This is a genomic window from Streptomyces sp. NPDC045678 (genome assembly GCF_056432085.1).
This window is the reverse complement of the sequence record NZ_JBWKJS010000002.1, coordinates 868480-893767: the sequence shown is the minus strand read 5'-3', so window position 1 is coordinate 893767 and position 25288 is coordinate 868480. Positions and strand designations below refer to the sequence as shown.

Sequence of the window (25288 nt, the reverse complement as noted above, 5' to 3'; positions counted from 1 at the left end):
CCGGCGGCCCACGAGGGTCAGCCCAGCGCGCGCAGGCCCGGTACGAACGTGACGAGGACGGGGATCACCGGCACCAGCGCGGCCGTCGCCGTCAGACGGAGCCTGCGGCCCGCGGTGAGACGCGGGCGGGCCGCGAGGAGCCGGTGCACGCGCTGCGGAACGTGCGCCTGATGGGTCGGACAAGGGCCGAAGACACCGCGGTCCTCGTTCAGTTCGACCAGCGCGAGAGCGATGGTCAGCCGGCCGAAACGACGCGACGCCACATCGTCGGCGGCCAGCTCCACCAGCCGGTGCATCTCGTCGCGGAACGCCGCGAACACCCCTACCTGCGGGAACCCGATGGCCAGCGCGCCCGAACAGTGCAGCAACCAGTCGTGCCTGGCCTGCGCGTGCCCCTGCTCATGGGCGAGCACCGCATCGAGCTGACGGCCCTTCAGTCGACGCAACGCGGCCGTGGTGATGACCAGTTGGGGTGCCTGGCCCGGCAGCCACCAGGCGTCGGGGCGCTCGCCCTCCAGGACGACGAGACGGTTGTTGCCCGGCTCCTCGCCGGGCAACAGCGGGGAGCGCACGAGCAGTTCGGCCCGGCTGCCCGCCCGCCGTGCCCGCGCCCGCACGATCTCCCTGGCCAGCATGACCGCACTCCACACACCGCCACAGGCCAGGACAACCGCGGTCGCCGCGGCCCAGGGGCCGGGCGCCTGGAGCGCGTACGCCTCGACCACGTCGTGCGGCGCGGGCGCGAAGACGTGGCCGCGCACGGCCTGCCAGGCGGCGGCCGCGCTCAGGACCATCGAGAGCGCGCAGCAGAGCAGGACTCCCGCCACCACGCACTGCCAGGCCCACAGCGCGACCACGGGTTCGCGCTCCGGCCAGTCGGCCCGCGCGAGCATCCGGGGGGCGAAGACAGCGGTCAGGGCGCCCAGCAGCAACAGTGCGACGGGGACCATCATGGCGCCCAGCCTATGAGGGTCGGGCTGCCCGAGGGTATGGGCTGCCACTCCAAGTGACGCACGCCACGGCCGACACGGGTGTATCTCGCGTACGAGTGACGTCCCGGGGTTTGCGGCGGGTGGCCGTTAGGGTGCGGACGATGATCGAGACCATCGTGTTCGACGTGGGGGAGACCCTCACCAAGGACGACCGCTACTGGGCGTCGTGGGCGGACTGGCTCCGGGTGCCGCGCCACACTCTGTCCGCGCTCGTCGGAGCCGTCGTCGCCCAGGGCGGGGACCGGGCCGACGCGCTGCGGCTCGTCAGCCCCGACATGGACGTCGCCTCCGCCTGCCGCGCCCGCGAGACGGCGGGCCGGGGCGAGCATCTGGGGGAGGCCGACCTCTACCCGGACGTGCGGCCCGCCCTCGGCGGTCTCCAGAAGCTGGGCATCCGCGTCGTCGTCGCCGGGGAGGGCACGGCGCGTACGGGCGAGCTCCTGCGCGGCCTCGACCTGCCCGCCGACCACATCGCCACATCGGGCGACTGGGGCGTGACCAAGCCCGACCCGGACTTCTTCGCGCACGTACTCGAAGCGGCCAAAGCCGACCCGCAGGCCACGCTCTACGTCGGCGACCACCCCGCCCACGACATCTTCCCCGCCCAACGGGCAGGGTTGCGGACGGCGCACATCCGCCGCGGCCCCTGGGGGCACTACTGGGCGGACCATCCCGACCTCGCCGACGCGGCGGACCTGCGGATCGACGGCCTCACGGCACTGGCCGAGCTGACCGGACACTGACCGGGCGCCGCTCGGCGGTACCGGTGGGGGCAGGCGCTGATGCGGGGGCGGCCGGACGCCGAGTCGCTCCGCCTACAGCGTCAGCAGCATCGCGACCATCCCGATCCCCATCGACAGCCGGCACGCCAGCGCCACCTCGGAGCGGTCCGCCCACCCCAGCACGGCCGTGCCGCCCGCCGCCGTGCCGCCCGCCGCCGCGCCACCCGGCGGCGAGGAGACCGCCCGGGGGGCCAGCCGCGCGCCGGACCACAGGACGTACCCGGCGAAGTACAGCAGGAGCGCGCCGGTGAGCAGGGGAACGCCGGCGCCCCCGTGGCCCGCGTGCGCGCCGGGCGCCGTGGCCATCGCCACCGACATGTAGACCATCGCGAACGCGCCGACGAGGTGATGGAGGTGGTGCGGGCTGGTGCGGGCCGCCCACCCGGTGTGCAGCGCGGCCACGCCGAACACCGCGGCGTAGACCAGCCACGCCCAGCGCGGCGGGGCGAGTACGGCCGCGGGTACGGCCATCACCGCCATCCCGAACCCCATGAGTGCCTCGCCGCCGGCCGTGCGGCGCTGTTCCTCGATCCTGCTGCGCATGCGCAGCAGGCAGTAGGCCCCGGTGCCCGCGCAGACCACGACGAGCAGCCAGGCGGCCTGTGCCGGTCCGTGCACGGCACCCTCCCCTGTCGGCGGCGTCAACTGTCGATCGGTGTCGTCGGGTCGATGCCCACGCGCATGCCGCCGTACGCGAGCGCATGGGGGTGCACGGGGAGCACGGGGGAGCGAGCGCGACATGGGAACCCAGATCGTTCGCGAGTAAAACACTTGCTAACCTTTTGGGTATGAGCAGTACGCCGCCGTCCCCGCGCCCCGGGTCCGAAGCCGAATCCACCCCCCGTCCCGTCCGCGCCCGCAGGCTTCCGCTCGCCGGTGTGCTGCGCCCCGGCAAGCCGTCCGACATCTGGTTCAAGCCCGCGACCAGCGTCGTCGTGGCCACCGCCCTGCCGAACCTGACGCTGCTCGCCCTCGGCCGGCTCGACCTCGTGATGTACACGATGGCCGGATCGTTCTGCGCCCTGTACACCCACAACCTCCCCTACGCCGCACGCGCCCGCGTCCTGGCCGGAGTCGTCGCGGGCATGGCCGCGAGCATCGCCGTCGCCCTGGTCACCGCCTCGCTCACGAGCTCCGCCGCGGTCCTCGTCGCGGTCGGCGCACTGCTCGCCGCGGCGCAGAAGACGCTCTGCGACGCCACGCGCGTCGGACCGCCCGGGCACCTGATCTTCACGTTCATCAGCTCGGCGACCCTCTTCGCGCCGCAGACCCTGGGCCAGGTCCCCGGCCATCTCGCCCTCACGCTCGCGGGCGGCGCCGTGGCCTGGCTCGTCGGCATGGCGCCCGCCCTGGTGCGCCCGCACGGACCCGAGCGCCGCGCCACCGCACGCGCCCTGCACGCCACCGCCGCCTACGCCGACGCGGCGCGCGCCGACGCGAACGGACCCGGCACCGAGCGGACCCGCGCCGCCGCGGCCGGAGCCGTGCACGCCGCCTGGCAGTCACTGCTGGCCACCGGCACCCGGACCGTGCAGGCCCGGCGCGCCCTGGCCCGCCTCGTCGTCCGCGCCGAGGAGGCCCTCGCCGTGCCCGAGGCCGCCGACCCCGACGCGCTCCGCTCCTGGGCGGCCGGGCTGCGCGGCACCGGCGCCGTCCCGCGCCCCCGTGGCGTACACCGCGGCGAGGAGGAGGAGCTGCTCGGCGTCGACGCCGAGCTCGCGGGACCGAAGGTGCCGCTGTGGCGGCGGCTCGCCCCCGGCTCCCCGCTGCTGCCCGTGGCGCTGCGCACCGCCGTCGGCTGCGCCCTCGCCGGCTACGCCTCGCTCGCGCTCGGCATCGGCCGCCCGTACTGGGCCCTGGTCACGGCCGCCTCCCTCTACCAGGCCAACGTCACCCTCACCTGGAACAGGGGCGTGCAGCGCGTGGTCGGCAACCTCATCGGAGTGCTCGCCTTCGCCGCCATCGCGCCGTTCGCGCACCTCGGCCACGCCGAACTCATCGTGTGCTGTCTGGCCCTCGCCTTCGGAGCGGAGGCGCTGATCACCCGCAACTACTGGCTGGGCAGCGTGTGCGTGACGCCCATGGCGCTGCTCGTCACCGAGTTCGCGCGGTTCCAGCAGCCCGGCGAACTGATCCTGGACCGCGTCGTGGACACCCTCGTGGGCGCCGTGCTCGGCGTCGCGGCCGCCGTCCTCGTCACCAACCGGCGCGCGGCCGACCACATCGAGAAGGCCATCGAGGCGACCGACCGGGCCAGGGAGCACGCCGAGGCGGGCCTCGCGGGCGCGGGAGCGGTCGAACCGGCACGGCGCCGCCTCACCGCGGCCCTCGTCGACCTGCGCGCCGCGGCGGACGCGGCCGCCGGCGAATGGTGGCAGCGCGCCCTGCCCGAACAGCGGGTGCTCGCCGCCGAACGCGCCGGACACCGTACGCTCGCGGCGACGGTCCGCAGGCTGCACGGCCACAGCGGTGAGAACGGTCAGGGGACGCGGGCCCGCGCAGGGACCGCCGACGCCTGGGAGGGCGCACGAGCATGACGACGGAGAACGGTCCGGTGACCGGCCACGGCGGGGACACCGTGGCCGCGGTGGTGCGGCAGTGGCAGACGGTGCGGCCCGACATCGACACCGGACCCATGGAGGTGATCGGCCGCATCAACCGCTGCGCGGCCCTCCTCCAGCAGGCCGAGGACGCGCCGCTGCGCCGGGCGGGCCTGACCCGCGCCGAGTTCGACCTGCTCGGCGCGTTGCGCCGCACCGGACACGAGCTGACCCCCGGCGAGCTGGCCCGCGAGACCTTCTCCTCGGGGGCCGCCGTCACCAAACGGCTCAAGCTGCTGCAGGAGCGGGAGCTCGTCGAGCGGCGCGCCGACGCGCGGGACCGGCGGGTCGCGCACGTCGGACTGACGGACGCGGGGCGCGACCTGGTCGACGCGATCCTGCCGGAGCAGCTCGCGTACGAAACAGTCGTCCTGTCCGTGCTCGACGGCACGGGGCAGGGGCAACTCAGCGGACTCCTGGGGGAGTTGCTCGCGCAGCTGGAGGGGCGCCTCGGGGTGCGGAGGGGCTGAGAGCGTCAGGAGGACGCCTCATGTCCCCCAAGCCCTCGTGCAGGGCCCAAACTGCTCACCGCCCTCGTCCAACAGCGGAACAACGCCCTGAACCCGGCCGTCGGCGGTTCGCCCGAACGGGTGTCGATGACGTCCTTCAGGCCGCCTCGACCCGCTGCATGATCTCCTCCTGCGTCAGGTAGGCGTCCGTCATCTCGAAGTCCTTGAGCGTGGCGGGCCGCTGCGCCTGGAAACCGGTGCGCACGTAGTCGTCGCCCGCGACCGCGTTGAGGCCCCAGTTCGCGGCCGTCCTGAAGCGCGCCGTGACCGTGCGCAGCGCGCCCAGGTGGTAGCCGCGCGCCACCACCTGGGCGGGCAGCCCCGTCAGCTGCACGCCCAGCGGCTTCGACACCGCCTGGATGCCGCCGAGGTCGACGACCAGGCCCATGTCCTTGTGCCGGTAGTCGGCGAGCGGGAAGCCGCGCAGGGCCGAGACGATGTTCTTCCCGGCCGCCCAGCCCTGCCGCATGGCGTGCTGTGCGGTCGGCGGGCAGATCGCGTCGCCGCCCTTGGCGAGATCGGGGACGGCCGCCGCGTCGCCGAGGGCGAAGACGCCGTCGAGCCCGGGCACCGTCAGGTCGGGCCGCACGACGAGCCGGCCGCGGTTCGTCTCCGCGCCCAGCGTCGCGATGAGCGGACTCGGCGCGACGCCCGCGGTCCAGATCAGCGTCCGGCACGGCAGGACGCGGTCGTCGGTGAGCGTGACGGTGTCCTCGGTCACCTTGGCCACGGACACCCCGAGCGAGACGTTCACGCCGCGCCGCTGCATGATCTCCATCGCCTTGTCGCCGAGCCGCGGGCCCAGCTCCGGCATCAGCTTCGGGGCGACGTCCACCACGTGCCACTTGATCTGCGACACGTCCAGACCCGGATAGCGCTTCACCGCGGCGCACGTCAGACGCTGGAGGTACGCGGCCGTCTCCACGCCCGCGTAGCCGCCGCCGACCACCACGAACTGGAGCCGCTGCTCGCGCTCCTCGCGGCTGGAGCTCGCCGCGGCCAGGTCCAGCTGGGAGATGACGTGGTCGCGGATCCACGCGGCCTCGGCCAGCGTCTTGACGCCCACCGCGTACCGGTCGACACCGGGGATGTCGAACTGCCGCGTGACACTGCCGGGGGTCAGGACCAGGTAGTCGTAGCGCTCCACGACCTCCTCGCCGTTGATCTTCCGTACGACCACCGCCTTGGCCTTGGGGTCGACGCCGACGGCGCCGCCCGGCACGATCGCGGTGCGGCGCAGCATCCGGCGCAGCGGCACGGCGACCGACTGCGGAGTGAGCACTCCGGAGGCGACGTGCGGCAGCAGTGGCAGGTACAGCTGGTGATCCGTCGGACTGATCAGCCGCAGCTCCGCCTCGTGGGGCGAGAGCTTCTTCTCCAGCTTGTGTGCGCACTCCATGCCGGCGAAACCGCCGCCGACGATGAGGATCCGGGGAGCTGCCATGTGATGTCTCTCCTGAGCTGTTGGAGATCGACTTCAGGGCTGTCGGGTCTGTCAGGACTCTGAATGATCTTCTGCGGACCGTACCCGTGGCCTTGTACCCCTGCATCCTGGATGGATTGCTCGTGTGACGTGCTTCACACATCTGTGTCCGGTCTGCGCACTTCGCGTAAATGGCTGGCGCCCGGTCGGCGGAGGGCGGGATGCTCCGTAGGGGAATCCGGAGGGGGAGTTGCGATGACCGTTGCGGGTAATGACGCGTCCCGGTCCCGACCCGAGGTCCGTACGCGGGCCGGGGCGCTGCGCGGGAGCCGGGAGGCGGGTGTCGCGGTCTTCCGGGGCATTCCGTTCGCCGAGCCGCCGGTCGGCGCGCTGCGCTTCGCGGCGCCGCGCGCGGTGCGCGGCTGGAGCGGGGTGCGCGAGGCCGTGGCCTTCGGACCGCCTCCTCCGCAGGGCGGCCACTTCGGCATGGACGCGCTGGCCAGGGAGGCGGCGGGCGAGGACTGGCTGACCGTCAACGTCTGGTCGCCCGATCCCGGGCCCGGCGCGGCGCTTCCGGTGCTGGCGTGGATCCAGGGCGGTGCCTACACGATCGGCATGTCCGGCCTTCCCGAGTACGACGGCGGCCGCCTGGCGCGGGACGGCGGGGTCGTCGTCGTGACGTTCAACTACCGCGTGGGTCTGGAGGGTTACGGACAGATCGAGGGAGCGCCCGCCAACCGCGGCCTGCTCGACCAGATCGCCGCACTGGAGTGGGTGCGCGACCACATCGGGGCGTTCGGCGGCGACCCGGACCGGGTCACGGTCTTCGGGCAGTCGGCGGGCGGCGGGTCCGTCGCCGCGCTCCTCGCGGCGCGGGGCGCGGCCGGGCTCTTCGGCAGGGCCGTCGCACAGAGCGCGCAGGGCACGTTCTTCTCTCCGGAGCTCGCCGCCGACATCACGGGCGCGTGCGCGGCCGAACTGGGCCTGCGGGCCACGGTCGCGGACCTCTCGGAGGTGGCGCCGCACCGGCTGGCCGCCGCGGGCGACGCGGTCGGCGCGGGGGCGGCCCGGCACGGCGGACGCTGGGGCAAACCCGCCCTTCGGGCGATCACGTTCTCGCCGGTCGTCGACGGCGTGGCGCTGTCGGTCACCCCGTGGCAGGCCCTGGCCGACGGCGCGGGCCGGGACATCGACCTCCTCGTCGGCCACACCCGCCACGAGCAACGGCTCCTCACCGCGCTGGACGGGCTTCTCGGCCAGGTGGGCGAGGACGTCGCGGCGAACGTCCTGCGCACGTTCGCCCCGGGCCCGGACGGCGCCCGCGCCTACCGCGACGCCTACCCGAAGGCGGGCCCCGACGAGCTCTACGAACTCGTCCTGTCCGACTGGATCTTCCGCATGCCGACCTTGCGTCTGGCGGAGGCGCAGGAAGCCGCGGGCGGCCGCGCCCACGTGTACGAACTGACCTGGCAGGCCCCCGGCATGGACGGCGTGCTCGGCGCCTGCCACGGCCTGGACGTGCCCCTCGTCTTCGGCAACCTCGACCGCGGCCAGCCGGCGGCACTGATCGGAAACGCTTCCGCCGCGGGTACGGCGGAGGGGACCGCGTCCGAGGCGGAGACCCTCTCCGCCCGCATGCGCGCCGCGTGGACCTCGTTCGCCGCGACCGGCGACCCGGGCTGGCCCGCGTACGACCGCGACCGGCGCCTTGTGCGGCTCTTCGACGTGCCGTCGACCGTCGCCGCCTATCCGGAGGAGCCGTCACGCCTGATCTGGCGGGACCATGCTTTCCCCGTGCTGCCGCTGCTCCCGTCGCAAGGTTCGTAAGGTCCGCAAGGTTCGTAAGGTCCTGGAGGCCCTGGAGGCCCTGGAGGTCGGGGGATCCTGGAGGAGTGGAAGATTCGGAAGGTCAGATCCCCGGCCGGTAGCGGATCGGATGGTCGTGCGGGACCTCGACGAGAACGATCCTGACGCCGTCCGGATCCGCGATCCACATCTCGATGAGCCCCCACGGCTCCCGCACCGGCGGCCGCACCACCTCGACGCCGCGCTCCACCAGTTCCGCGTGGGCCGCCGCGACGTCCGCGACCTGGAGCCAGAGTTGGAGTCCCGGCGCGGGCGGGGCGTCGGAGCGGCCCGACACCTCCAGGAAGCCGCCGCCGAGGAAGTAGACCGTGCCGCGCTCGGGACCGGTGCCGAACTCGCGGTGGACGCCGAGCCCCAGTGTCTCGCCGTAGAAGACGCGCGAGCGCTCCGGGTCGGTGGGGCGCAGGAGTGTCCTGCTGCTCAGTACGTGGACCATGCGCCCGCACCCTAGTCCCTCATGGCGTGGGGTTAGGCTCGACGGCGCCCCATCCAGCTCCAAGATTCGGAGAGCCAGGTCCATGGACACCGCCCCGCGCCCCACCTCAGGAGAGCTCACTTTCCGCGCCGCCGAAGCCGCCGACGTGGACGCCCTCGTCGTGCTCATCGAGTCGGCGTACCGCGGAGACGCGAGCCGCGTCGGGTGGACCACCGAGGCCGACCTCCTGGAAGGGCAGCGCACCGATCCGCAGGGCGTCGTCGACGTCATCGAGTCGCCGACGAGCCGACTGCTCGCCGTCGAGCGGGACGGCGCGCTGATCGCGTGCTGCCAGCTCGAACACCGCGGTGATCACGCCTACTTCGGCATGTTCGCCGTGAGCCCGGCCCTTCAGGGGGCCGGCCTCGGCAAGGTGATCATCGCCGAGGCCGAGCGGAGGGCCCGCGAGGCGTGGGGCGTCCGCGAGATGCACATGACCGTGATCTCCGCCCGCGAGGACCTCATCGCCTGGTACGAGCGGCGCGGCTACCGCCGTACGGGAAAGATGACTCCCTTCCCGTACGGCGACGAGCGCTTCGGCATCCCGCAACGCGACGACCTGCAGTTCGAGCTGCTGGTAAAGGACCTGTCCGCGGCCTGACGCCTGGCGCCTGATACCTGGCACCTGATGCCTGATGCCTGATGCCTGATGCCTGATGCCTGACGCCTAAGCGGTGAAGCGGCCCGTCCGCTTGATCTCGGGGTAGTCCGTGGTCGCCCCGTCCAGCTGCAGGGCCCGCACCAGGCGCAGGTCGTCCTGAGTGTTCACGACCCAGCCGATGATCCGCAGGTCGGCCTTCCTGGCGCGCTCGACGATCTCCAGCGTCAGGCGCCGGATGTTGAGGACGAGCGTGGTCGCGCCGACGGCGGTGGCGCGCTCCACGACGTCCGTGCCGTAGCGGCTCGCGACGAGGGCGGTCCGTACGCCGGGGACCAGGCGGGCGATCTCGGCGATCGCCTCGTCGTGGAAGGAGATCACCTCCACCCGCGCGACCAGGTCGCGGCTCAGCATCACCTCGGCGAGGGCGCGCGCGGCCGCGACGTCCTTGATCTCGGCCTGCAGCGGTGCCTTCACCGCGTCCAGGACCTCTTCGAGGACGGGGATGCGCTCGCCGCGGCCCGCGTCGAGTTCCCGCAGCTCGGCGAGGGTCTTCTCGGCGATCGGCCCCTTGCCGTCGGTCGTACGGGCCACGTCGGCGTCGTGCATGACGACGAGCGCGCCGTCCTTGCTCAGATGCAGATCCAGCTCGATGAGGTCGAGGCCCGCCGCTTGCGCGGCGACGAAGGAACGCAGGGTGTTCTCGGGCTCGACGCCCATGACCCCACGATGACCGATGGTGAGGAAGTTCAAGATCCACTCGCTTCCGTCGACGGAGGCTCGGCGACCGCGCGGCCGGGGAGCCGCGCGCAATGTCGCAGCCTAATGGCCCGCCTCGGTGAAGGAACCGTGTGGACGGTGGTCGGTGGACTCCTCGGATCTGGTCCCCGCGATCCCCAGGAGGAGGCCGGTGATCAGGGCGGCGACAAGGACGGCACGGGTGCTCACGGGTGCGCTGCTCCGAACGGCGGGCGACGGCTGACCCCGCCCGTCCTACCGGCAACACCACCACCGGGGCGACCCGCTTCACCCTGGCGTGGGCGAGTCCTCCACGGGTTGACCTTGGGGCAGCGGGGGTTGACCGGGGGTGGCGCCGGTCTTTAGGGGGGCCGGGGCGGAGGGGTTGACCGGGGGTGGCACCGGTCTGCAGGGGGGCCGGGGCGGAGGGGTTGACCGGGTTGCGGTGGTGGCGCGGGTCGGCCGGGTGGTGGTGGCCTCGGATCAGGCGGGCGGCGGCAGCACTGGTTGGCCGGGTGGTGGTGGCGTGGGCTGACTGGGCTTTGGTGGTGCGGGTTGGTGGGGGTGGGGGCGCGGGTTGGCCGGGTGGTGGCCTCGGATCAGCCGGGCGGCGGCAGCACCGGTCGGCCGGGTGGTGGTGGCGTGGGCTGACTGGGCTTTGGTGGTGCGGGTCAGTCGGGCGGGGGTGGTGCGGACTGACCGGGCGGGCCTGGTGTGGGTTGTGGTGGTGGCGGGTCCGCTTCTTCGGCGGACGGGCGGGACGCCGGGGACGCGCGCGGCGCGTCGGTCTCCTCGGTTCCTCCGCGCGCCTCGAGCGCGGACAGATCGCCGAGCATCGCCTCCGCGAGCCCCACCTCCGCCTGCAGGCGCCGCTCGCTCCACCGCAGCGCGACCTGCGGATGCGACCACGCCTGCGCCCCGTCCGCGCCGTCCACCCGTGCCAGCGCGTCCCTGACCTCCTTCAACTCGCTCCGGGTCTGCGCGATGTGCTCGGCGACGAGATCCCGCAGCCGGTCGGGGGCGGTGAGGTGACCGAGCCAGATCCGCAGCAGCAGCGGGTGCTTGAGGACGGGCGGGCCCACGCCCCGTCCGCCGTCGGCCCAGGCGGCCAGCGCGGCGCGGCCTTCCTCCGTGATGGCGTACGCCCGCTTCGTGCGGGGCGCCTCCGGCCCCGAGCGGCGCGACGTGGCGTACCCGAGCGCTTCGAGGCGGCGCAGCTCGGCGTAGATCTGGCTGATGGCGGGCGACCAGTAGAAGAAGCGGAGGGAGGAGTCCGCCCACTTCTTGAGCTCGTACCCGGTCCGCTCCCCGGGAAAGGAGAGCAGCCCCAGCACGGCCCACGCGGTCGGCGGCAACACGGCACCGCCGTCGGCGGACGCGGTGCTGCCGTGCTGCTGCGAGGTGGTTCGACGGGCCGCCATAGGGCGCATTGAAGTGATAGGGCCGGGGCGGGCGCAAGGGATCAGCCAGCCGGTCTGTGCCTCGGCTGGGTCAGTCCGCCGGCCCCTGCCTCGGCTGGATCTGTCCGAGGGCCCCTGCCTCGGCTGGGTCAGTCAGTCAGTCGGACCGGGCCTCGGCTGGATCAGTCCGCCGGCCCCCGCCTCAGCTGGGTCAGTCAGTCAGTCCGCCGGCCCAGGCCTCGGCTGACGATTCGCCGCCAGCGTCAGCGTGCGGGCCCGCTGGGCGATCTCGTCCAGCTGTGCAGCCGGGCTGTAGACCGTCAGCGCGGAACGGAGCTTGTCGAGGAGCAGGGTGCCCGGCGTGGGCGCGGTCTCACCGTCGTACGCGAGACCCGTCACGTCCTCCAGACCGCTGAGCCGCAACTCCTCGACGCGCTCGGCGCGGAACACCCGCGACCGCCGCAGCGCGCCGCCCAGCGCGGAGAGGGCGACGCGCGTCCGGGCGAGCGGCGCCTCCGCGTCGACCGTGCGGATGTCGAGGAGGCCGTCGTCCAGCCGGGGCCGGTGTGTGAGCGCGAGGCCGTCCGGCACGTACTGGCCGTTGCCCGCGAAGAGCAGCCACAGCACGCGGTCGTGGCCGTCGAGCCGGATCCGCAGCGGCGCCGCGGTCCGCAGCACCTCGACGAACGACACGGCCGCCGCGGGCCACTTGCCGATCCGCCCCTCCAACTTCTCGCGCTTGCGCACGAGTTCCGGGTAGATGCCGATGCTGAACGTGTTGACGAAACCGGCGACCTCCGTGCCCTCTCCGTCGCGCACCCGCGCCAGATCGACGCGGACCGCCTCACCCCGTGCGACGGCGTGCGCGGTCTCCTCGAAGGTGGGCGTGCCCACGTCCAGCGCGAAGTGGTTCAGGGTGCCACCGGGGAAGACCGCGAGCGCGAGCCCCGCCTCCGCGGCACGCCGGGCCGCGGCGTTCACCGTGCCGTCCCCGCCGCACACGCCGAGCACCCCGGCCGCCCCGGTGGCCCGCGCCACCGCCTCGTCCAGGATCTCGCCGAGGTCGTCACCGGGACCGCACGCCAGGATCTCGGCCTTCGGCAGCAGCAGCTCCAGATGCTCGCCCGCCGGCAGGCGCCCCGGAACGCCCTTACCCGAACCGGAGTTGAGGAGGACGACGAGCCCCTCGCCCTCGGGCAGCGCGGGGGCCTGCACCCGGGTGCGGCGGAACTGGGCGGGTGGGGGGTGCGGCGGCCACCAGTAGCAGGTGGCCGCGGCCGCCGCCGCGCCGAGGACGCAGCCCGCGAGCACGTCACCGGGGTAGTGCACCCCCACGTACACCCGGGAGAACGCGACGGCCGCGGCGACCGGCGCGATCAGCGCGCCGTACCGCGGCGTCTCCAGGGCCACGCCCACCGCGAACGCCGCCGCCGACGCGGCGTGCCCGGACGGGAACGAGGACGTCCACGGCGCCTTGGAGAGGCGTCGCATCGCGGGGACGGTGGTGAGGACGGGGCGGCGCCGCCGTACGGCGTACTTGGCCACCGCGTTCGTCGTCACCGAGGCCAGCGCGAGGGCGCCCACCCCGCGCCGCGCGGCGCGCCGGGCCGCGGGGCCGCCGACGACCGCGAGGGCGGCCGCCGTGCCGCACCAGAGCCGCCCGTGGTTCGCCGCCCTGCTCAGCGGCGGCAGCACCTGCTCCGCGCCCGGCAGCCGCGCCGACGCCACCCGTTCGAACCACCGTCGGTCGATGCTGCCGATCCGTCGCTTCATGGGCCCACTCGAGCAGGGCGACACGGCGGAGGCCCGTGATGCTCGTCCGAACGGGGTACGTGGTTCAGTCTTGGGAGCGGCCCCCGACCGCCGGGCGGCACCGACCGGACGGAGAATCGCATGACGCCGCGCCGCTCCCCCGACGTGCGGGTCAAGCGCGTCTACGACGAGGCGTCGCCCGACGACAGCACGCGCGTCCTCGTCGACAGGCTGTGGCCGCGCGGGCTGTCCAAGGACAGGGCGCGGCTCGACGCGTGGGACAAGGAGCTGGCTCCGTCGAACGAGCTGCGCCGCTGGTACGACCACGACCCCGAGCGCTTCGAGGAGTTCGCCGAGCGATACCGCCACGAGCTCGCCGACCCGGAACGGTCCACCGAGCTCGACCGGCTGCGGGCCCTCGCCCACCAGGGACGGCTCACCCTCCTGACGGCCACGAAGGACCTACCGCACGGGCACGTACGCGTGCTCGTCGACGCACTGGGGTCAAAGGGGTAGACAGGGGGGCGGCGGACAGGGGGAGTGGGGCAAGAGGGCAACCACAGGAACTCCAGGAGGTACACACCGTGCTCGTCGACCTTTCCGGCAAGACCGCGCTCGTCACCGGCTCGACCCAGGGAATCGGCGCGGCGATCGCCGTCGGCCTGGCGCGGGCGGGCGCAGAGGTCGCGGTCAACGGGCGGTCCCGCGATTCCGTGGACGCCGCCGTCGACCGTCTGAAGGGGGAGTGCGACGGCGCCGGGTTCCTCGCGGCGCCCGGCGACATCTCCACGGACGAGGGCGCGCGGCAGGTCTTCGGGGCCGTGCCGCGGGCGGACATCCTCGTCAACAACCTCGGCGTCTTCGGCGCCGAACCCGCCCTCGACATCTCCGACGACGAGTGGCGCCGTTACTTCGAGGTCAACGTACTGACCGCCGTGCGGATGATCCGCCACTATCTGCCCGGCATGAAGGACCGCTCCTGGGGGCGCGTCCTCAACATCGCCAGCGACTCGGCACTCGTCACACCCGCGGAGATGATCCACTACGGCATGTCGAAGACCGCGCTGCTCGCCGTGTCGCGGGGCTTCGCGAAGGAGGCGGCGGGGTCCGGCGTCACCGTCAACTCCGTGATCGCGGGACCGACGCACACCGGCGGCGTCGAGGACTTCGTCTACGAACTGGTCGACCGCGCGCTGCCGTGGGACGAGGCACAGCGGAAGTTCATGACCGAACACCGCCCCCAGTCGCTGCTCCAGCGCCTCATCGAGCCGGAGGAGATCGCGAACATGGTCGTCTACCTGAGCTCCCCACTGGCGTCCGCGACGACGGGCGGCGCGGTGCGGGTGGACGGCGGTTACGTGGACTCGATCGTTCCGTAGGGGGCGCCTGTTTGCCGGAACGGCAACGAACATCGTCCCGCCGCGGACGCGCGCCGCATGCTCGGGGCACGTAGTCGCCCGAGCTCAGGAGCGCCCATGTCCCTCGCACAGTCGCAGCCCGTCCCGTCGCCCGCCGGGGCCCTGACCCACCGTCTGGTCCCCTCGCCCGCGGGCCGCGTCCACCTCGTGGAGCAGGGCGAGGGCCCCCTCGTCCTGCTGGTGCACGGCTTCCCCGAGTCCTGGTACTCCTGGCGCCACCAGCTCCCCGCCCTGGCCGCGGCCGGGTACCGCGCGGTCGCCGTCGACGTGCGCGGCTACGGCCGGTCGTCGCGTCCCGCGGACGCCTCCGCGTACCGGATGCTCGACCTGGTCGACGACGGAGCCGCCGTGGTGCGCGCGCTCGGTGCGGAGAACGCGGTGATCGTGGGGCACGACTGGGGCGCCGCCGTCGCCGCGCACTCCGCGCTCGTCAGGCCCGACGTCTTCCGCGCGGTCGGGCTGCTGAGCGTCCCGTACACGCCGCCTGGCGGCCCGCGGCCCAGCGAGGTGTTCGCCGGGATGGGCGGGGACGGCGGGGACGAGGAGTTCTACGTCTCGTACTTCCAGGAGCCCGGCCGCGCCGAGGCCGAGATCGAGCCCGACGTACGGGGCTGGCTCGCCGGCTTCTACGCCGCGCTCTCCGCCGACACGATGCCGGGGCCCGACGCGCCGGACCCGCACTTCGTGAGCCGCGGCGGGCGACTGCGCGACCGGTTCCCGGCTGTCGCGGCGGCCTCGGGGGCGGGGCTGCCCGCGTGGCTCGACGAGCACGACCTCGACGTGTACGCCGCGGAGTTCGAGCGGACCGGCCTGACCGGCGCGCTCAACCGCTACCGCGCCATGGACCGGGACTGGGAGGACCTCACGCCGCGCTTCGCCGGCGCGCCGGTCCGGCAGCCGTCCCTGTTCGTCGGGGGAGCCCTGGACGCCTCGACCGTGTGGCTCGCCGACGCGATCAAGGCGTTCCCCGACACCCTGCCGGGCCTGCGCTCCTCACACGTCCTCGACGGCTGCGGCCACTGGGTCCAGCAGGAACGCCCCGACGAGCTCAACGGACTCCTGACGGACTGGCTCGGCACCTTGGACGGCTGATGGCCCGTGCCCGGTCGGTCCCGGCGCAGCCGACCGTTCTCAGGGGAACGTGATCGCCGGGTCCACGGGCGTGAGGACCAGCCAGCGCAGCGCCGTGTCGCCGAAGCGTCCGTACGCCGCGACGCGCACGTCGACCGGATCGGGCGCCACGAGGGGGAAGTACATCGGGAGCGCCGCGTCGTCGTGGGACGCCCGGGCGTCCGCCGTACGCTCCCACAGCTCGGCGATGCCCGGCTCGCGCCGCACGGTCCGCACCACGTCGTCCAGGCGCTCGTTGTCCGGCCAGCGCTGCCAGGCGAGGCGCAGCCTGCCGAGCAGCGGACCCGCCCACTTCGTCTCCCAGTCGCGCAGCTGATACCGGGCCTCCGTGGAGAACGCCCAGGTCATGACGTTCGCGTCCGGGCGGGCCAGCCAGGGGCAGTGGCGTGCCGCCACGGCGTTGACGGCGAGCACGTCCCAGGCCTGGTCGCAGATCCAGCTCACCCGGCGCTGCTGGTGCAGCAGATCGAGCATCGCGTCGTCCGGCCGCGCGCTCCCCGTCCGGTACCGGGGCGGCTGGTGGCCGGTGCCGCGGTGGAGGGCGGTCGCCCGGCCGGGGGAGAGGTCCAAAATCCGTACGACGCCCTCGATCATCTCGCGCGCGTACTTGCGGTCCTCGCCCCGCTCCAGGGCGCGGTACCAGCGTTCGGAGACCCCGAGCAGCAGGGCCATGTCGAGCTGGGTGAGGTACGAGCGGTGGCCGCGGAAAGGGACGGGTCCGGGGAGGAGGGCCGGGTCCCGCGCCATCCGCCACGCCCGCAGCATCCGCCCGAGGTCCTCGCGCCGCGCGTCCACCAACGTAAAGACCTCGCAAAGATGAATATGTCGTACGGGGGTGCCGCGCGCCCTTCGCCGATCTCGGCCCGGCCGGTGCACGGTGTCAGCCTCGCACACGGCGGCGGCGACCGGAACGTGAGCGTGCCGGTATTGGGTGTGCCGACCTTGGCGCGGGGCGCGGAGGCAGGGTGGACGCGTCGCCGCCCGGTTCGGTCCGGAACTCAGGAGTTCCGGACCGAACCGGGCGCGGGACCGCTGCCCCCGCGTCGCCGACGCGTCGGTCGGCGAGCGACCGCGTTGCCGGCGCGTGGCTCAGCCGCTACGCCGCCGACCGGCGCGTCAGCCGTCACGGACCAGCCGTCGCGCTGCCGACCAGCGCGTCAGCCGTCGTGGATCCGCCGTCGTGCTGTCGACTTGTGCGTCAGCCGTCGCGTACGCCACCCGCACACCCTTGGAGAGTTCACCGATGAGCCACTTCCTGCCGGAGATCGATGCCGTGCTGACCGCCGCCCGAGGGCTGGCCCTGGCGCACCCCGGCATGATCGAGGTGAACAGCAGCCCGCTCTACCTGCGGGCGCGCGACGCCGACCCGGCCCGCACGGTCGCCCTCGTCTCCGGGGGCGGCTCCGGCCACGAGCCGCTGCACACCGGGCTCCTGGGGCGGGGCGGCCTGGACGCCGTCTGCCCCGGCGAGATCTTCGCGTCCCCGCACAACCGGCAGATCTACGAGGCGAGCGCCGCGGCCGCGAAGAGCGGCGGCGTCCTGCACATCGTCAAGAACTACACCGGCGACGTGATCAACTTCCAGATCGCCGCGGAGCGTCTGCGACATGACGGCGTCACCGTCGCCACCGTCCTGGTCGACGACGACCTCGCCACCGACAGCGCGGACAGCGCGACCGGCCGCAGGGGGACCGCCGCGACGGTCGTCGTCGAGAAGCTCCTCGGCGCCGCCGCCGACCGGGGCGCCACGCTGGAGGAGCTCACCGACCTCGGCCGGCGCGTCGTCTCCCGCTCCCGCAGCATCGCCGTCGCCGCCCGCGCCCAGACCTCGCCCACCACGGTGAGCCCCGCGTTCGAGCTGGACGAGGGCACCCTCGACTACGGCGTCGGCATCCACGGCGAGCGCGGCATCCGCACCATCGCAAGGCCCGCGACCGGCGACCTCGTCCGACGCATGACCGACGACCTCCTGGACGCGCTGCCCGACGGGCCCGACGACGTGCTGGCCCTCGTCAACGGCCTCGGCGCCACCACCGAGCTCGAGCTCAACGCCATCGCGGTGCTGCTGAACGACGAGCTCACCGCCCGCGGCGTCCGCCCGGTCCACATCGTCCCCGGTACCTTCACCGCGGCCCTGGACATGGCCGGTTTCTCCCTCACCCTGACGCGGCTCGAAGAAGGCTGGGACGACCTGTGGACCGCCCCCACGCGGACCCCGCTCGTCCTGCCGCGCCCCGTCGTCACCTCCGACGGCGCCGAAGGTTCCGACCACCACGCCCCGTCGGCGCGGACCCCTGCGGGCACCCCCGCGAGCGCTCCCGCGTCCACGCAGCGCGAGGCCGGCGACCGCGCCCTGCTCGACCGCTACGCACTCACCGTCACGCAGGTCCGCGACAACCTGACCAAGCTCGACCAGCTCGTCGGCGACGGCGACTTCGGCGACAACCTCGCCGGGGGCGTGCGCCGCGCGGTGAAGCTGGCCGACGAGACCGGCGCGGACGGCACGGCCGCTCTCGCCGACGCCTTCCTCAACGACGTCGGAGGCACCAGCGGTCCCCTGTTCGGCCTCCTCTTCCAGCACCTGGCCGCCGCCTCACCGGCGGACGGCGGCGCCCCGACGGCGGCCGCGCTCGCGGAGGCCGCCGAGGCCGGGCACGCCGCCATCCACCGGGTGGGCGGCGCGGTCCCCGGCGACTGCACACTGGTCGACGCCCTCGCGCCCGCCGCCGAGTCGCTGGCCGCGGCCCGGGACGCGGACGCCCCCGAGGCGCCCCTGACCGAGGCGGCGCAGGCGGCGATCCGTGGCGCCCTCGCCACCGCTTCGCTGCGCCCCCGCCGCGGCCGCGCCAGCTACGTGGGCGACCACGCGCTCGGCGTGCCGGACCCGGGCGCCCTGGCCGTCGCGCTGCTCTTCATGGCCCTCGCCGACATCCACGAGCCGGCCACGGCCCCGCGGCTCCCCGCGCCCGGCCACATCACCGTCCTCTGAGCGGTCCGGCCTCCCACCGGACAGCCTGGTTTCGGCGTCCATTACCTGACTAAGGTCAGGTAATGGACGCCGAACAGATCGATCAGGTACGCCGCTTCAACCGCACCGTCACCGAACGCGTGGGCGTGCTGCACGACCACTATCTGGGCCGCGACCGCCCCATCGGCGAGGCCCGGCTGCTCTGGGAGATCGGCGAGCGGGGCCAGGACGTGCGCAGGCTGCGCGAACGCCTCGGACTCGACTCCGGCTACGTCAGCCGCCTGCTGCGCGCCCTGGAGGCCGACGGCCTGGTGGCGGTGGAGCCGCACCCCCGCGACCGCAGGGTCCGCACGGTCCGGCTGACCGACGCCGGACGCGCGGAGCGCGGCCTCCTGGACGAGCGCAGCGACGAACTCGCGGTCTCCCTCCTGGGGCCGCTGAACACCGCGCAGCGGGCGCGGCTCGTCGCCGCCATGGCGGAGGTGGACCGGCTGCTCACCGCCTCGACGGTCACCCTGGACACCGTCGACCCCGGCCATCCGGACGCCGAGTACTGCCTGCGCTCCTACTTCACCGAACTCCAGGAGCGTTTCGACACCGGCTTCGACCCCGCGCGGAGCCTGCTGCCGGACGCGGGCGGGCTGCGGCCGCCGCACGGCCTGTTCCTGGTGGCCAGGGCGCACGGCGAGCCCGTCGGCTGCGCCGGACTCAAGCTGCCGCCCGGCGCCCCGGCCGAGATCAAGCGCATGTGGGTGGCGCCCGCGGCGCGCGGTCTCGGCCTCGGCCGCCGCTTCCTCGCGGAGCTGGAGCAACTGGCCGTACGGGAGGGCCGCCCCGTCCTGCGCCTCGACACCAACAAGGCGCTCGACGCGGCGATCGGCCTGTACCACTCCTGCGGCTTCGAGGAAGTGCCCGCGTTCAACGACGAGCCGTACGCGCACCACTGGTTCGAGAAAAGCATCGGACACGGAGCCTAATCGCGGTATCGGTTTGCCTAAAACCTTTAGGCAGTTCCATAATTGCTTAAGCCAGAAGAGGGGTACGCAGAGGTCGGGAGGAGTACGTCATGGTGCGCGCAGGACTGACCACAGAACGTCTGGTCCGGGCGGGGGCCGAGCTTGCGGACGAGGTCGGCTTCGGCCAGGTGACCGTCTCCGCGCTCGCCCGACGTTTCGACGTCAAGGTCGCGAGCCTGTACTCGCACGTGAAGAACTCCCAGGACCTCAAGACCGGCATCGCGCTGCTCGCCCTCGCGGAACTCGCCGACCGGGGCGCCGACGCGCTGGCCGGGCGGGCGGGCAAGGACGCGCTGGCCGCGCTGGCGAACGTCTACCGCGACTACGCCCGTGAGCACCCCGGCCGGTACGCCGCGGCCCAGCTTCGACTCACCCCCGAAGCCGCGGCCGCGAGCGCGGGCGGCCGCCATGCGGAGATGACGCGGGCGATCCTGCGCGGGTACGCGCTGACGGAACCGGACCAGACGCACGCGGTCCGCCTCCTCGGCAGCGTCTTCCACGGCTACGTGAGCCTGGAGCTCGGAGGCGGGTTCAGCCACAGCGCGCCCGACTCCGACGAGACATGGACACGCGTCATCGACGCCCTTGACGCCCTGCTGCGCAACTGGCCCGAACCGGCCGTCTAATCCATACACGTGATCAACAGGTTGAGGCAATGCACACGGACGACACCCACCAGACCGATCCCTCCTGGACCACCACGGCCATCACCGCGGAGTTGCTGCGAGGCGCCCTCGACGTGGAGCGCACCGAGCACGGCGTGCTGCCGCACCGGCTCCCCGCCCGGGCCCGCGCGCAGAACACCGACGGTCAGCTCGCCATGGCCGAGTCCCAGCCCTCCGGCGTACGCCTGGCGTTCCGCACCCGCGCCACCGTGATCGAACTCGACACGCTGCCCACCAAGCGGTCGTACGTCGGTGTGCCGCCCCGGCCGGACGGCGTCTACGACCTGCTCGTCGACGGCCGCCCGGCCGGCGCGACGACCGTCGAGGCGGGCCACGTCCTGACCATCGACATGACCGAGGGCACCGCCGAGCGCAGCACCGGAGAGCCCGGCACCGCACGCTTCGCCGGACTGCCCGACGGCATGAAGGACGTCGAGATCTGGCTGCCGCACAACGAGACCACCGAACTCCTCTCCCTGCGCACCGACGCTCCCGTGGAGCCCGCGCGCGACCCGGGCCGCAAGGTCTGGCTGCACCACGGCAGTTCGATCAGCCACGGCTCCGACGCCGCGAGCCCCACCACGATCTGGCCCGCGCTCGCCGCCTCGCACGGCGGTGTGGAGCTGATCAACCTGGGTCTGGCGGGCAGTGCCCTCCTTGACCCGTTCACCGCCCGTGCCATGCGGGACACCCCCGCGGACCTGATCAGCGTCAAGCTCGGCATCAATGTGGTCAATGCCGACCTGATGCGGCTTCGCGCCTTCGCGCCCGCGGTCCACGGATTCCTCGACACCATCCGCGAGGGCCACCCCGAGACGCCGCTCCTGGTCGTCTCGCCCATCCTGTGCCCCATCCACGAGGACACCCCAGGACCCTGCGCGCCGGACTTCAGCGAGATCGGCGAGGGGCGCCTCCGGTTCGCGGCGATGGGCGACCCGGCGGAGCGGGCGAGCGGCAAGCTCACCCTCAACGTCATCCGCGACGAGCTGGCCCGCATCGTGGAGCAGCGCTCGGCCGACGACCCGAACCTGCACCACCTCGACGGCCGTGACCTCTACGGCCCCGCGGACGCCACCGAGCACCCCCTCCCCGACGCCCTCCACCCGGATGCCGAGACCCATCGCCTCATGGGCGAACGCTTCGCCGCGAAGGTCTTCACGGCGGGCGGCGCCTTCGGGGGAGGCGACTCCTAGGGCGGAGCCGCCCGACGGAATGCCGGTGCGGCAGCCCTTGCGACTTCGCGATGTGACGGTTAGTCATATGACTGACCGTCATACGCTTTCTCTGGAGGGCACGTGAAGTTCTCCGTCATATTCGAGGCGCAGCTCGCCGATCCGACCGTCGAGCGCGAGCACCAGGTCATCCACGACAGCGTCGAACAGGCCGTGCTCGCCGAGGAGATGGGATTCGACCGCGTCTGGGCGGTCGAGCACCACTCCCTCAAGTGGTACGCGCACATGAGCGCGCCGGAAATCTTCCTGACCTGGGTCGCCGCCCGCACGAGCACCATTCGGATCGGGCACGGCGTCGTCTGCATGCCGTTCAACTTCAACCACCCGGCGCGGGTCGCCGAACGCGCGGCCATGCTGGACCTGCTCTCCGGAGGGCGGCTCGACCTCGGTGCGGGGCGCGGCGGCACGGAGCAGGAGACGTCGCTCTGCGGAGTCGACAAGGAACGTACGACCCAAGAGGTCGAGGAAGCGCTCCGGATCATCGGCAAGGCCTGGGAGAAGGAGGAGCTGGAGCACCACGGCGAACTCCTCGACATCGGCCCCCACCCGATCCTCCCGCGGCCGAAGCAGACCCCGCACCCCCCGCTCTTCCTCGCCTGCAGCAGGACCGAGACCCTGACGCAGGCGGCCGAACTCGGCATCGGTGCCCTGGTGATGGGGTTCGCGGGGCCCGAGTCGATCGCCGGGATGCGGCAGGCGTACGACGCGGCGGTCGCGGCCCGCACCGGCGCCCGCTTCGTGTCGGACGTCGTCAACGACCACTTCTCCGTGCTCTGCCCGACGATCGTGCTCGACGACCGGGAGGCCGCGCGGCGCGTGGGCATCTGCGGCCAGCGCTTCTTCGCGCAGTCCATCGGCCACTGGTACGGCGGTGCGGGACTGCCCGACGAAGCGGTGGTGGAGGGCGGCGACGAGGCCGCGGAGATGCGCAGGGCCGCCGAGCAGGTCGTCGCGCGCCTGCACGAACAGAACATCCCGGTACGCCCCACCTCGACGGCCACGTTCAACGCCGACCACGCCTATGGCACCGCGGACGACGCCATCGCCTACGTGGAGCGCCTGCGCGACGCGGGAGCCGACGAGATCATGTGCCTCGTCCAGATGGGCACGGTCCCCCAGGAGGCCTGCCTGGAGACCTTGCGGCAGTGGGGCGAGAAGGTGATCCCGTACTTCCGCGCGCAGGAGGCGGGACCGAGCTGATGCGGCGGCCCGCCCCCGACCGCCTCGACCCCCGCGCCCGCCCCCTCGTGGCCGCCCTCGCGCGCGCCTTTCCCGACCTCGGCGGCACCGTCACCGATGCGGTGGAGGCCCGCCGCATCCTCGCCGCCGCACCCGCCTCACGGAAGGCGCCGCCCGCCGTCGGGGCCGTCGTGGACCGGACCGTTCCGGGGCCGCCGGGCGCACCCGAGATCCCCGTACGCCTCTACCTGCCGGACCCGGACCCGGACTCTGACCCGAGCCCCGCCCCGGACCGGCACCCCGCGCCCCGCCCCACCGTCGTGTTCTTCCACGGCGGCGGCTACACCCTCTGCGGCCTCGACTCGCACGACGCCACCGCGCGTGCGCTCGCCGCCCGTTCCGGGGCCGTCGTGGTCTCCGTCGCCTACCGGCTCGCGCCCGAGCACCCGTTCCCCGCTGCCGTCGACGACGCGTACGCGGCGCTCCGCTGGGTGGCGGGGGAGAGCGCCGCGCTCGGTGGCGATCCGGGAGCCGTCGTCACCGCGGGGGACAGCAGCGGGGGCGGGCTCGCCGCCGCCGTGGCCCTGCGGGCCAGGGACGCGGGCGGTCCCGCCGTCGCGCTGCAGGTGCTGCTCTACCCCCTGCTGGACGCCGCCCAGGACGCGGAGTCGTACCGCGAGAACGCGCACGGCTACTTCCTGACCGCCGCGCATCTGCGCTGGTTCTGGCAGCAGTACCTCGGCCTCGACGGCGTACACCCTCTCGCCTCACCGCTGCGCGCTCCCGATCTGCGCGGCCTGCCGCCCGCGTACGTCCTCACGGCGGGCTGCGACCCGCTGCGCGACGAGGGACTGGCCTACGCGGCGCGCCTGCGCGCGGCCGGCGGGCGCGTCACCACCGCCCACTACCCGCGCATGTTCCACGGCTTCCTCGGCTTCCCCGAGCTGCTCCCCGACGCGGTGCGGGCGATGACCGAGGCGGCAGAAGCAATCGGGTCGGCAGGGAGCCGCAGGAAAAACAGCGGCGGAAGTGGGGGTGGCACAGGATAATTTCCGGAGACCCCTCTTGTCGCGGAGAACCTCGCACGCATACGGTGTTCTGACGCGAGGTTCTCCCGTGGAGGATGGGACATGACGGAAATTCTTGTGCAGTCGGGTATCGAGGGTGCGGTTCCTTCCACTGCTGGGCGGGTGGTGGACCACCCCGCGTGGCCGGTGCTCAAGGACGCCGTGGAGGACATCCGGCCCTGGCAGTCGGCGGACGGCTCCATCGACTTCGAGGCGGACGGCGCCCCGGCCAAGGCCATCGCCGAACTCGCCGTGGACCGCGTGATATCCGCGGTCGATGAGCTCTCCCCGCTCCTCCCGCACGACGCCGCGTACCACCGCGCGCTCGTCGCGGACCTGCGCCGCTGGGCCGAGACCGGCTTCCAGGTCCCCGACTTCCTCGACTCGCTGCTCGCGTTCCAGCCCGCCGCGCACCGCGAGGACGGCCTGCAGCACCTGGTCGTCTTCCCGATGTACACGCAGAACGGCAACCCCGACCGCAACCTCGAAGCGGTCGTGCTGCGCATGGTCTGGCCCGACTGGCTGGCCGAGCTCGAGCGCACGCGCTACGACAACCCGCTGTTCTGCGGCATCACCTTCGAGGACTTCACCGCCGGATACGACACGAACTCGGCCGTCCTCTTCCCCGAGACCATCGCCGTGCGCGAGGCCCCCGAGCGGTTCTCCTGGGGCGGCATCTTCTGCGACCGCGAGGCCGCCCGCTTCCGCCGCGTCACCGAGGCCGCCGTGGACCTCCTCGGGCTCGAACTGCCCGAGGACATCCGCGACATGGTCGGCGACCAGGACCGCTGCCAGCAGGCCTTCGTCCTGTGGGACATGGTCCACGACCGCACCCACAGCCACGGCGACCTGCCGTTCGACCCCTTCATGATCAAGCAGCGCCAGCCGTTCTGGATGTACGGACTCGAGGAGCTGCGCTGTGACCTCACCGCCTTCAAGGAGGCCGTGAAGCTGGAGGCCGAGGGCGTCCCGCAGGCGCGCGACGTGCAGTACGCGGTCCTCTTCGACCGGATGTTCCGCTTCCCGGTCACCGGCGACCGCGTCAAGAACTACGACGGGCTCGGCGGCCAGCTCCTCTTCGCGTACCTCCACAAGCACGACGTGGTCCGCTGGACCGACAACCAGCTCAGGATCGACTGGGAGCGCGCGCCGGAGATCACCAACCAGCTGTGCGGCGAGATCGAGGACCTCTACCGCGCGGGCATCGACCGCCCGAAGCTGGTCCACTGGTTCGCCGCGTACGACCTGGTGTCCCGCTACCTCGCCCCGCACCCCGGATCGCGCTGGGCCAAGGGCCCCGAGGCCCTGGACACCACGCTGCCGCCGCGCAAACTGGTCGACGAGGTGCTTCCCGACGAGTTTCCGCTCAGCATGTTCTATGAGGCGCTCTCCAAGAAGCTGAAGCACGTGATCGCCTCCACCAAGGGGATCACTGCTACCTCGGGCGCCGAGAAGGCCGCCGCGTGAGCGGCCGCCA

At 73.2% G+C, this 25288-nt stretch carries 24 protein-coding genes; 15 read left to right on the top strand and 9 right to left on the bottom strand.

The features are described from left to right. Positions 1 to 17: 17 nt before the first annotated feature. Positions 18 to 953 carry a M56 family metallopeptidase gene (locus AC07DO_RS10505; RefSeq protein WP_479058425.1) on the bottom strand — a complete coding sequence of 312 codons (936 nt, stop codon included), beginning with the start codon at positions 951 to 953 and terminating at the stop codon, positions 18 to 20. A 140-nt stretch (positions 954 to 1093) separates the two neighbouring features. Between AC07DO_RS10505 and AC07DO_RS10500 the strand changes: the two genes are divergently transcribed. Then, positions 1094 to 1735: an HAD family hydrolase gene (locus AC07DO_RS10500; protein WP_479058423.1), complete on the top strand. Its 642-nt coding sequence runs from the start codon at positions 1094 to 1096 to the stop codon at positions 1733 to 1735. Positions 1736 to 1807: 72 nt separating this feature from the next. Here the strand turns inward: AC07DO_RS10500 and AC07DO_RS10495 are convergent, their stop codons facing one another. After that, positions 1808 to 2392 (bottom strand): DUF5134 domain-containing protein, encoded by a 585-nt coding sequence (locus AC07DO_RS10495; RefSeq protein ID WP_479058421.1) that lies wholly within the window; start codon positions 2390 to 2392, stop codon positions 1808 to 1810. A gap of 170 nt (positions 2393 to 2562) precedes the next feature. On the opposite strand from AC07DO_RS10495, the gene AC07DO_RS10490 reads away from it, so the two are divergent. Further along, positions 2563 to 4311, top strand: coding sequence for an FUSC family protein (locus AC07DO_RS10490; protein ID WP_479058419.1), 1749 nt, complete (start codon positions 2563 to 2565; stop codon positions 4309 to 4311). After that, positions 4308 to 4844, top strand: a complete 537-nt coding sequence (locus AC07DO_RS10485; protein ID WP_479058417.1) for a MarR family winged helix-turn-helix transcriptional regulator — start codon at positions 4308 to 4310, stop codon at positions 4842 to 4844. The genes AC07DO_RS10490 and AC07DO_RS10485 overlap by 4 nt, the downstream gene beginning before the upstream one ends. A gap of 136 nt (positions 4845 to 4980) precedes the next feature. On the opposite strand, the gene AC07DO_RS10480 is transcribed toward AC07DO_RS10485, so the two are convergent. Then, a complete protein-coding gene (locus AC07DO_RS10480) occupies positions 4981 to 6327 on the bottom strand; it encodes an NAD(P)/FAD-dependent oxidoreductase (protein ID WP_479058415.1) in 1347 nt (448 codons plus the stop codon). 234 nt (positions 6328 to 6561) lie between these two features. Here AC07DO_RS10480 and AC07DO_RS10475 point away from each other — a divergent pair, with 234 nt between their 5' ends. Further along, positions 6562 to 8133: a carboxylesterase/lipase family protein gene (locus tag AC07DO_RS10475; RefSeq protein ID WP_479058414.1), complete on the top strand. Its 1572-nt coding sequence runs from the start codon at positions 6562 to 6564 to the stop codon at positions 8131 to 8133. Positions 8134 to 8215: 82 nt separating this feature from the next. On the opposite strand, the gene AC07DO_RS10470 is transcribed toward AC07DO_RS10475, so the two are convergent. Continuing rightward, the gene (locus AC07DO_RS10470) at positions 8216 to 8608 is read right to left on the bottom strand and encodes a VOC family protein (RefSeq protein WP_479058413.1); all 393 of its coding nucleotides are present in this window, start codon (positions 8606 to 8608) and stop codon (positions 8216 to 8218) included. 82 nt (positions 8609 to 8690) lie between these two features. On the opposite strand from AC07DO_RS10470, the gene AC07DO_RS10465 reads away from it, so the two are divergent. Continuing rightward, complete coding sequence (locus AC07DO_RS10465) at positions 8691 to 9248, top strand: GNAT family N-acetyltransferase (protein WP_479058412.1); 558 nt, start codon at positions 8691 to 8693, stop codon at positions 9246 to 9248. Between the two features lie 66 nt (positions 9249 to 9314). On the opposite strand, the gene AC07DO_RS10460 is transcribed toward AC07DO_RS10465, so the two are convergent. From AC07DO_RS10460 to AC07DO_RS10445, 4 genes are all read right to left on the bottom strand, one after another. Beyond that, complete coding sequence (locus AC07DO_RS10460; protein ID WP_479058411.1) at positions 9315 to 9998, bottom strand: glycerophosphodiester phosphodiesterase; 684 nt, start codon at positions 9996 to 9998, stop codon at positions 9315 to 9317. A 69-nt stretch (positions 9999 to 10067) separates the two neighbouring features. Continuing rightward, positions 10068 to 10193, bottom strand: coding sequence for a hypothetical protein (locus tag AC07DO_RS10455; protein WP_479058410.1), 126 nt, complete (start codon positions 10191 to 10193; stop codon positions 10068 to 10070). Between the two features lie 461 nt (positions 10194 to 10654). Continuing rightward, positions 10655 to 11404 (bottom strand): PadR family transcriptional regulator, encoded by a 750-nt coding sequence (locus AC07DO_RS10450; protein ID WP_479058408.1) that lies wholly within the window; start codon positions 11402 to 11404, stop codon positions 10655 to 10657. A gap of 198 nt (positions 11405 to 11602) precedes the next feature. After that, positions 11603 to 13156 (bottom strand): bifunctional phosphatase PAP2/diacylglycerol kinase family protein, encoded by a 1554-nt coding sequence (locus tag AC07DO_RS10445; protein ID WP_479058406.1) that lies wholly within the window; start codon positions 13154 to 13156, stop codon positions 11603 to 11605. Between the two features lie 120 nt (positions 13157 to 13276). On the opposite strand from AC07DO_RS10445, the gene AC07DO_RS10440 reads away from it, so the two are divergent. From AC07DO_RS10440 to AC07DO_RS10430, 3 genes are all read left to right on the top strand, one after another. Then, positions 13277 to 13651, top strand: a complete 375-nt coding sequence (locus tag AC07DO_RS10440) for a DUF488 domain-containing protein (RefSeq protein ID WP_479058404.1) — start codon at positions 13277 to 13279, stop codon at positions 13649 to 13651. Positions 13652 to 13719: 68 nt separating this feature from the next. Then, a complete protein-coding gene (locus tag AC07DO_RS10435) occupies positions 13720 to 14514 on the top strand; it encodes an SDR family NAD(P)-dependent oxidoreductase (protein WP_479058402.1) in 795 nt (264 codons plus the stop codon). A gap of 96 nt (positions 14515 to 14610) precedes the next feature. Next, positions 14611 to 15645, top strand: a complete 1035-nt coding sequence (locus tag AC07DO_RS10430; protein WP_479058400.1) for an alpha/beta fold hydrolase — start codon at positions 14611 to 14613, stop codon at positions 15643 to 15645. Between the two features lie 39 nt (positions 15646 to 15684). On the opposite strand, the gene AC07DO_RS10425 is transcribed toward AC07DO_RS10430, so the two are convergent. Then, on the bottom strand, positions 15685 to 16479 hold the full coding sequence (locus AC07DO_RS10425; RefSeq protein ID WP_479058398.1) for a helix-turn-helix domain-containing protein: 795 nt from the start codon (positions 16477 to 16479) through the stop codon (positions 15685 to 15687). 448 nt (positions 16480 to 16927) lie between these two features. Here AC07DO_RS10425 and AC07DO_RS10420 point away from each other — a divergent pair, with 448 nt between their 5' ends. The 7 genes from AC07DO_RS10420 (at position 16928) to AC07DO_RS10390 (ending at position 25278) form a co-directional block, all read left to right on the top strand. Then, complete coding sequence (locus AC07DO_RS10420; RefSeq protein WP_479058397.1) at positions 16928 to 18673, top strand: dihydroxyacetone kinase family protein; 1746 nt, start codon at positions 16928 to 16930, stop codon at positions 18671 to 18673. 62 nt (positions 18674 to 18735) lie between these two features. Next, positions 18736 to 19629 (top strand): bifunctional helix-turn-helix transcriptional regulator/GNAT family N-acetyltransferase, encoded by an 894-nt coding sequence (locus AC07DO_RS10415; protein ID WP_479058395.1) that lies wholly within the window; start codon positions 18736 to 18738, stop codon positions 19627 to 19629. An 89-nt stretch (positions 19630 to 19718) separates the two neighbouring features. After that, entirely contained in the window at positions 19719 to 20294 is a 576-nt protein-coding gene (locus AC07DO_RS10410; RefSeq protein WP_479058393.1) for a TetR/AcrR family transcriptional regulator, read from the top strand. A gap of 29 nt (positions 20295 to 20323) precedes the next feature. Beyond that, complete coding sequence (locus AC07DO_RS10405) at positions 20324 to 21526, top strand: GDSL-type esterase/lipase family protein (RefSeq protein ID WP_479058391.1); 1203 nt, start codon at positions 20324 to 20326, stop codon at positions 21524 to 21526. 102 nt (positions 21527 to 21628) lie between these two features. Continuing rightward, positions 21629 to 22765, top strand: coding sequence for an LLM class flavin-dependent oxidoreductase (locus AC07DO_RS10400; RefSeq protein ID WP_479058390.1), 1137 nt, complete (start codon positions 21629 to 21631; stop codon positions 22763 to 22765). Then, positions 22765 to 23793, top strand: coding sequence for an alpha/beta hydrolase (locus tag AC07DO_RS10395; protein ID WP_479058388.1), 1029 nt, complete (start codon positions 22765 to 22767; stop codon positions 23791 to 23793). The genes AC07DO_RS10400 and AC07DO_RS10395 overlap by 1 nt, the downstream gene beginning before the upstream one ends. Positions 23794 to 23874: 81 nt before the next feature. Further along, positions 23875 to 25278, top strand: a complete 1404-nt coding sequence (locus AC07DO_RS10390) for a DUF6421 family protein (protein WP_479058386.1) — start codon at positions 23875 to 23877, stop codon at positions 25276 to 25278. Positions 25279 to 25288: the final 10 nt, after the last annotated feature.

Bases quoted from the DNA above. Each gene is read 5' to 3' on its own strand.
- AC07DO_RS10470 (WP_479058413.1), bottom strand. From the start codon at position 8,608: ATGGTCCACGTACTGAGCAGCAGGACACTCCTGCGCCCCACCGACCCG.
- AC07DO_RS10505 (WP_479058425.1), bottom strand. From the start codon at position 953: ATGATGGTCCCCGTCGCACTGTTGCTGCTGGGCGCCCTGACCGCTGTC.
- AC07DO_RS10480 (WP_479058415.1), bottom strand. From the start codon at position 6,327: ATGGCAGCTCCCCGGATCCTCATCGTCGGCGGCGGTTTCGCCGGCATG.
- AC07DO_RS10390 (WP_479058386.1), top strand. From the start codon at position 23,875: ATGACGGAAATTCTTGTGCAGTCGGGTATCGAGGGTGCGGTTCCTTCC.
- AC07DO_RS10440 (WP_479058404.1), top strand. From the start codon at position 13,277: ATGACGCCGCGCCGCTCCCCCGACGTGCGGGTCAAGCGCGTCTACGAC.
- AC07DO_RS10410 (WP_479058393.1), top strand. From the start codon at position 19,719: ATGGTGCGCGCAGGACTGACCACAGAACGTCTGGTCCGGGCGGGGGCC.
- AC07DO_RS10445 (WP_479058406.1), bottom strand. From the start codon at position 13,156: ATGAAGCGACGGATCGGCAGCATCGACCGACGGTGGTTCGAACGGGTG.
- AC07DO_RS10415 (WP_479058395.1), top strand. From the start codon at position 18,736: ATGGACGCCGAACAGATCGATCAGGTACGCCGCTTCAACCGCACCGTC.
- AC07DO_RS10485 (WP_479058417.1), top strand. From the start codon at position 4,308: ATGACGACGGAGAACGGTCCGGTGACCGGCCACGGCGGGGACACCGTG.
- AC07DO_RS10430 (WP_479058400.1), top strand. From the start codon at position 14,611: ATGTCCCTCGCACAGTCGCAGCCCGTCCCGTCGCCCGCCGGGGCCCTG.
- AC07DO_RS10405 (WP_479058391.1), top strand. From the start codon at position 20,324: ATGCACACGGACGACACCCACCAGACCGATCCCTCCTGGACCACCACG.
- AC07DO_RS10490 (WP_479058419.1), top strand. From the start codon at position 2,563: ATGAGCAGTACGCCGCCGTCCCCGCGCCCCGGGTCCGAAGCCGAATCC.
- AC07DO_RS10500 (WP_479058423.1), top strand. From the start codon at position 1,094: ATGATCGAGACCATCGTGTTCGACGTGGGGGAGACCCTCACCAAGGAC.
- AC07DO_RS10395 (WP_479058388.1), top strand. From the start codon at position 22,765: ATGCGGCGGCCCGCCCCCGACCGCCTCGACCCCCGCGCCCGCCCCCTC.
- AC07DO_RS10465 (WP_479058412.1), top strand. From the start codon at position 8,691: ATGGACACCGCCCCGCGCCCCACCTCAGGAGAGCTCACTTTCCGCGCC.
- AC07DO_RS10475 (WP_479058414.1), top strand. From the start codon at position 6,562: ATGACCGTTGCGGGTAATGACGCGTCCCGGTCCCGACCCGAGGTCCGT.
- AC07DO_RS10420 (WP_479058397.1), top strand. From the start codon at position 16,928: ATGAGCCACTTCCTGCCGGAGATCGATGCCGTGCTGACCGCCGCCCGA.
- AC07DO_RS10450 (WP_479058408.1), bottom strand. From the start codon at position 11,404: ATGGCGGCCCGTCGAACCACCTCGCAGCAGCACGGCAGCACCGCGTCC.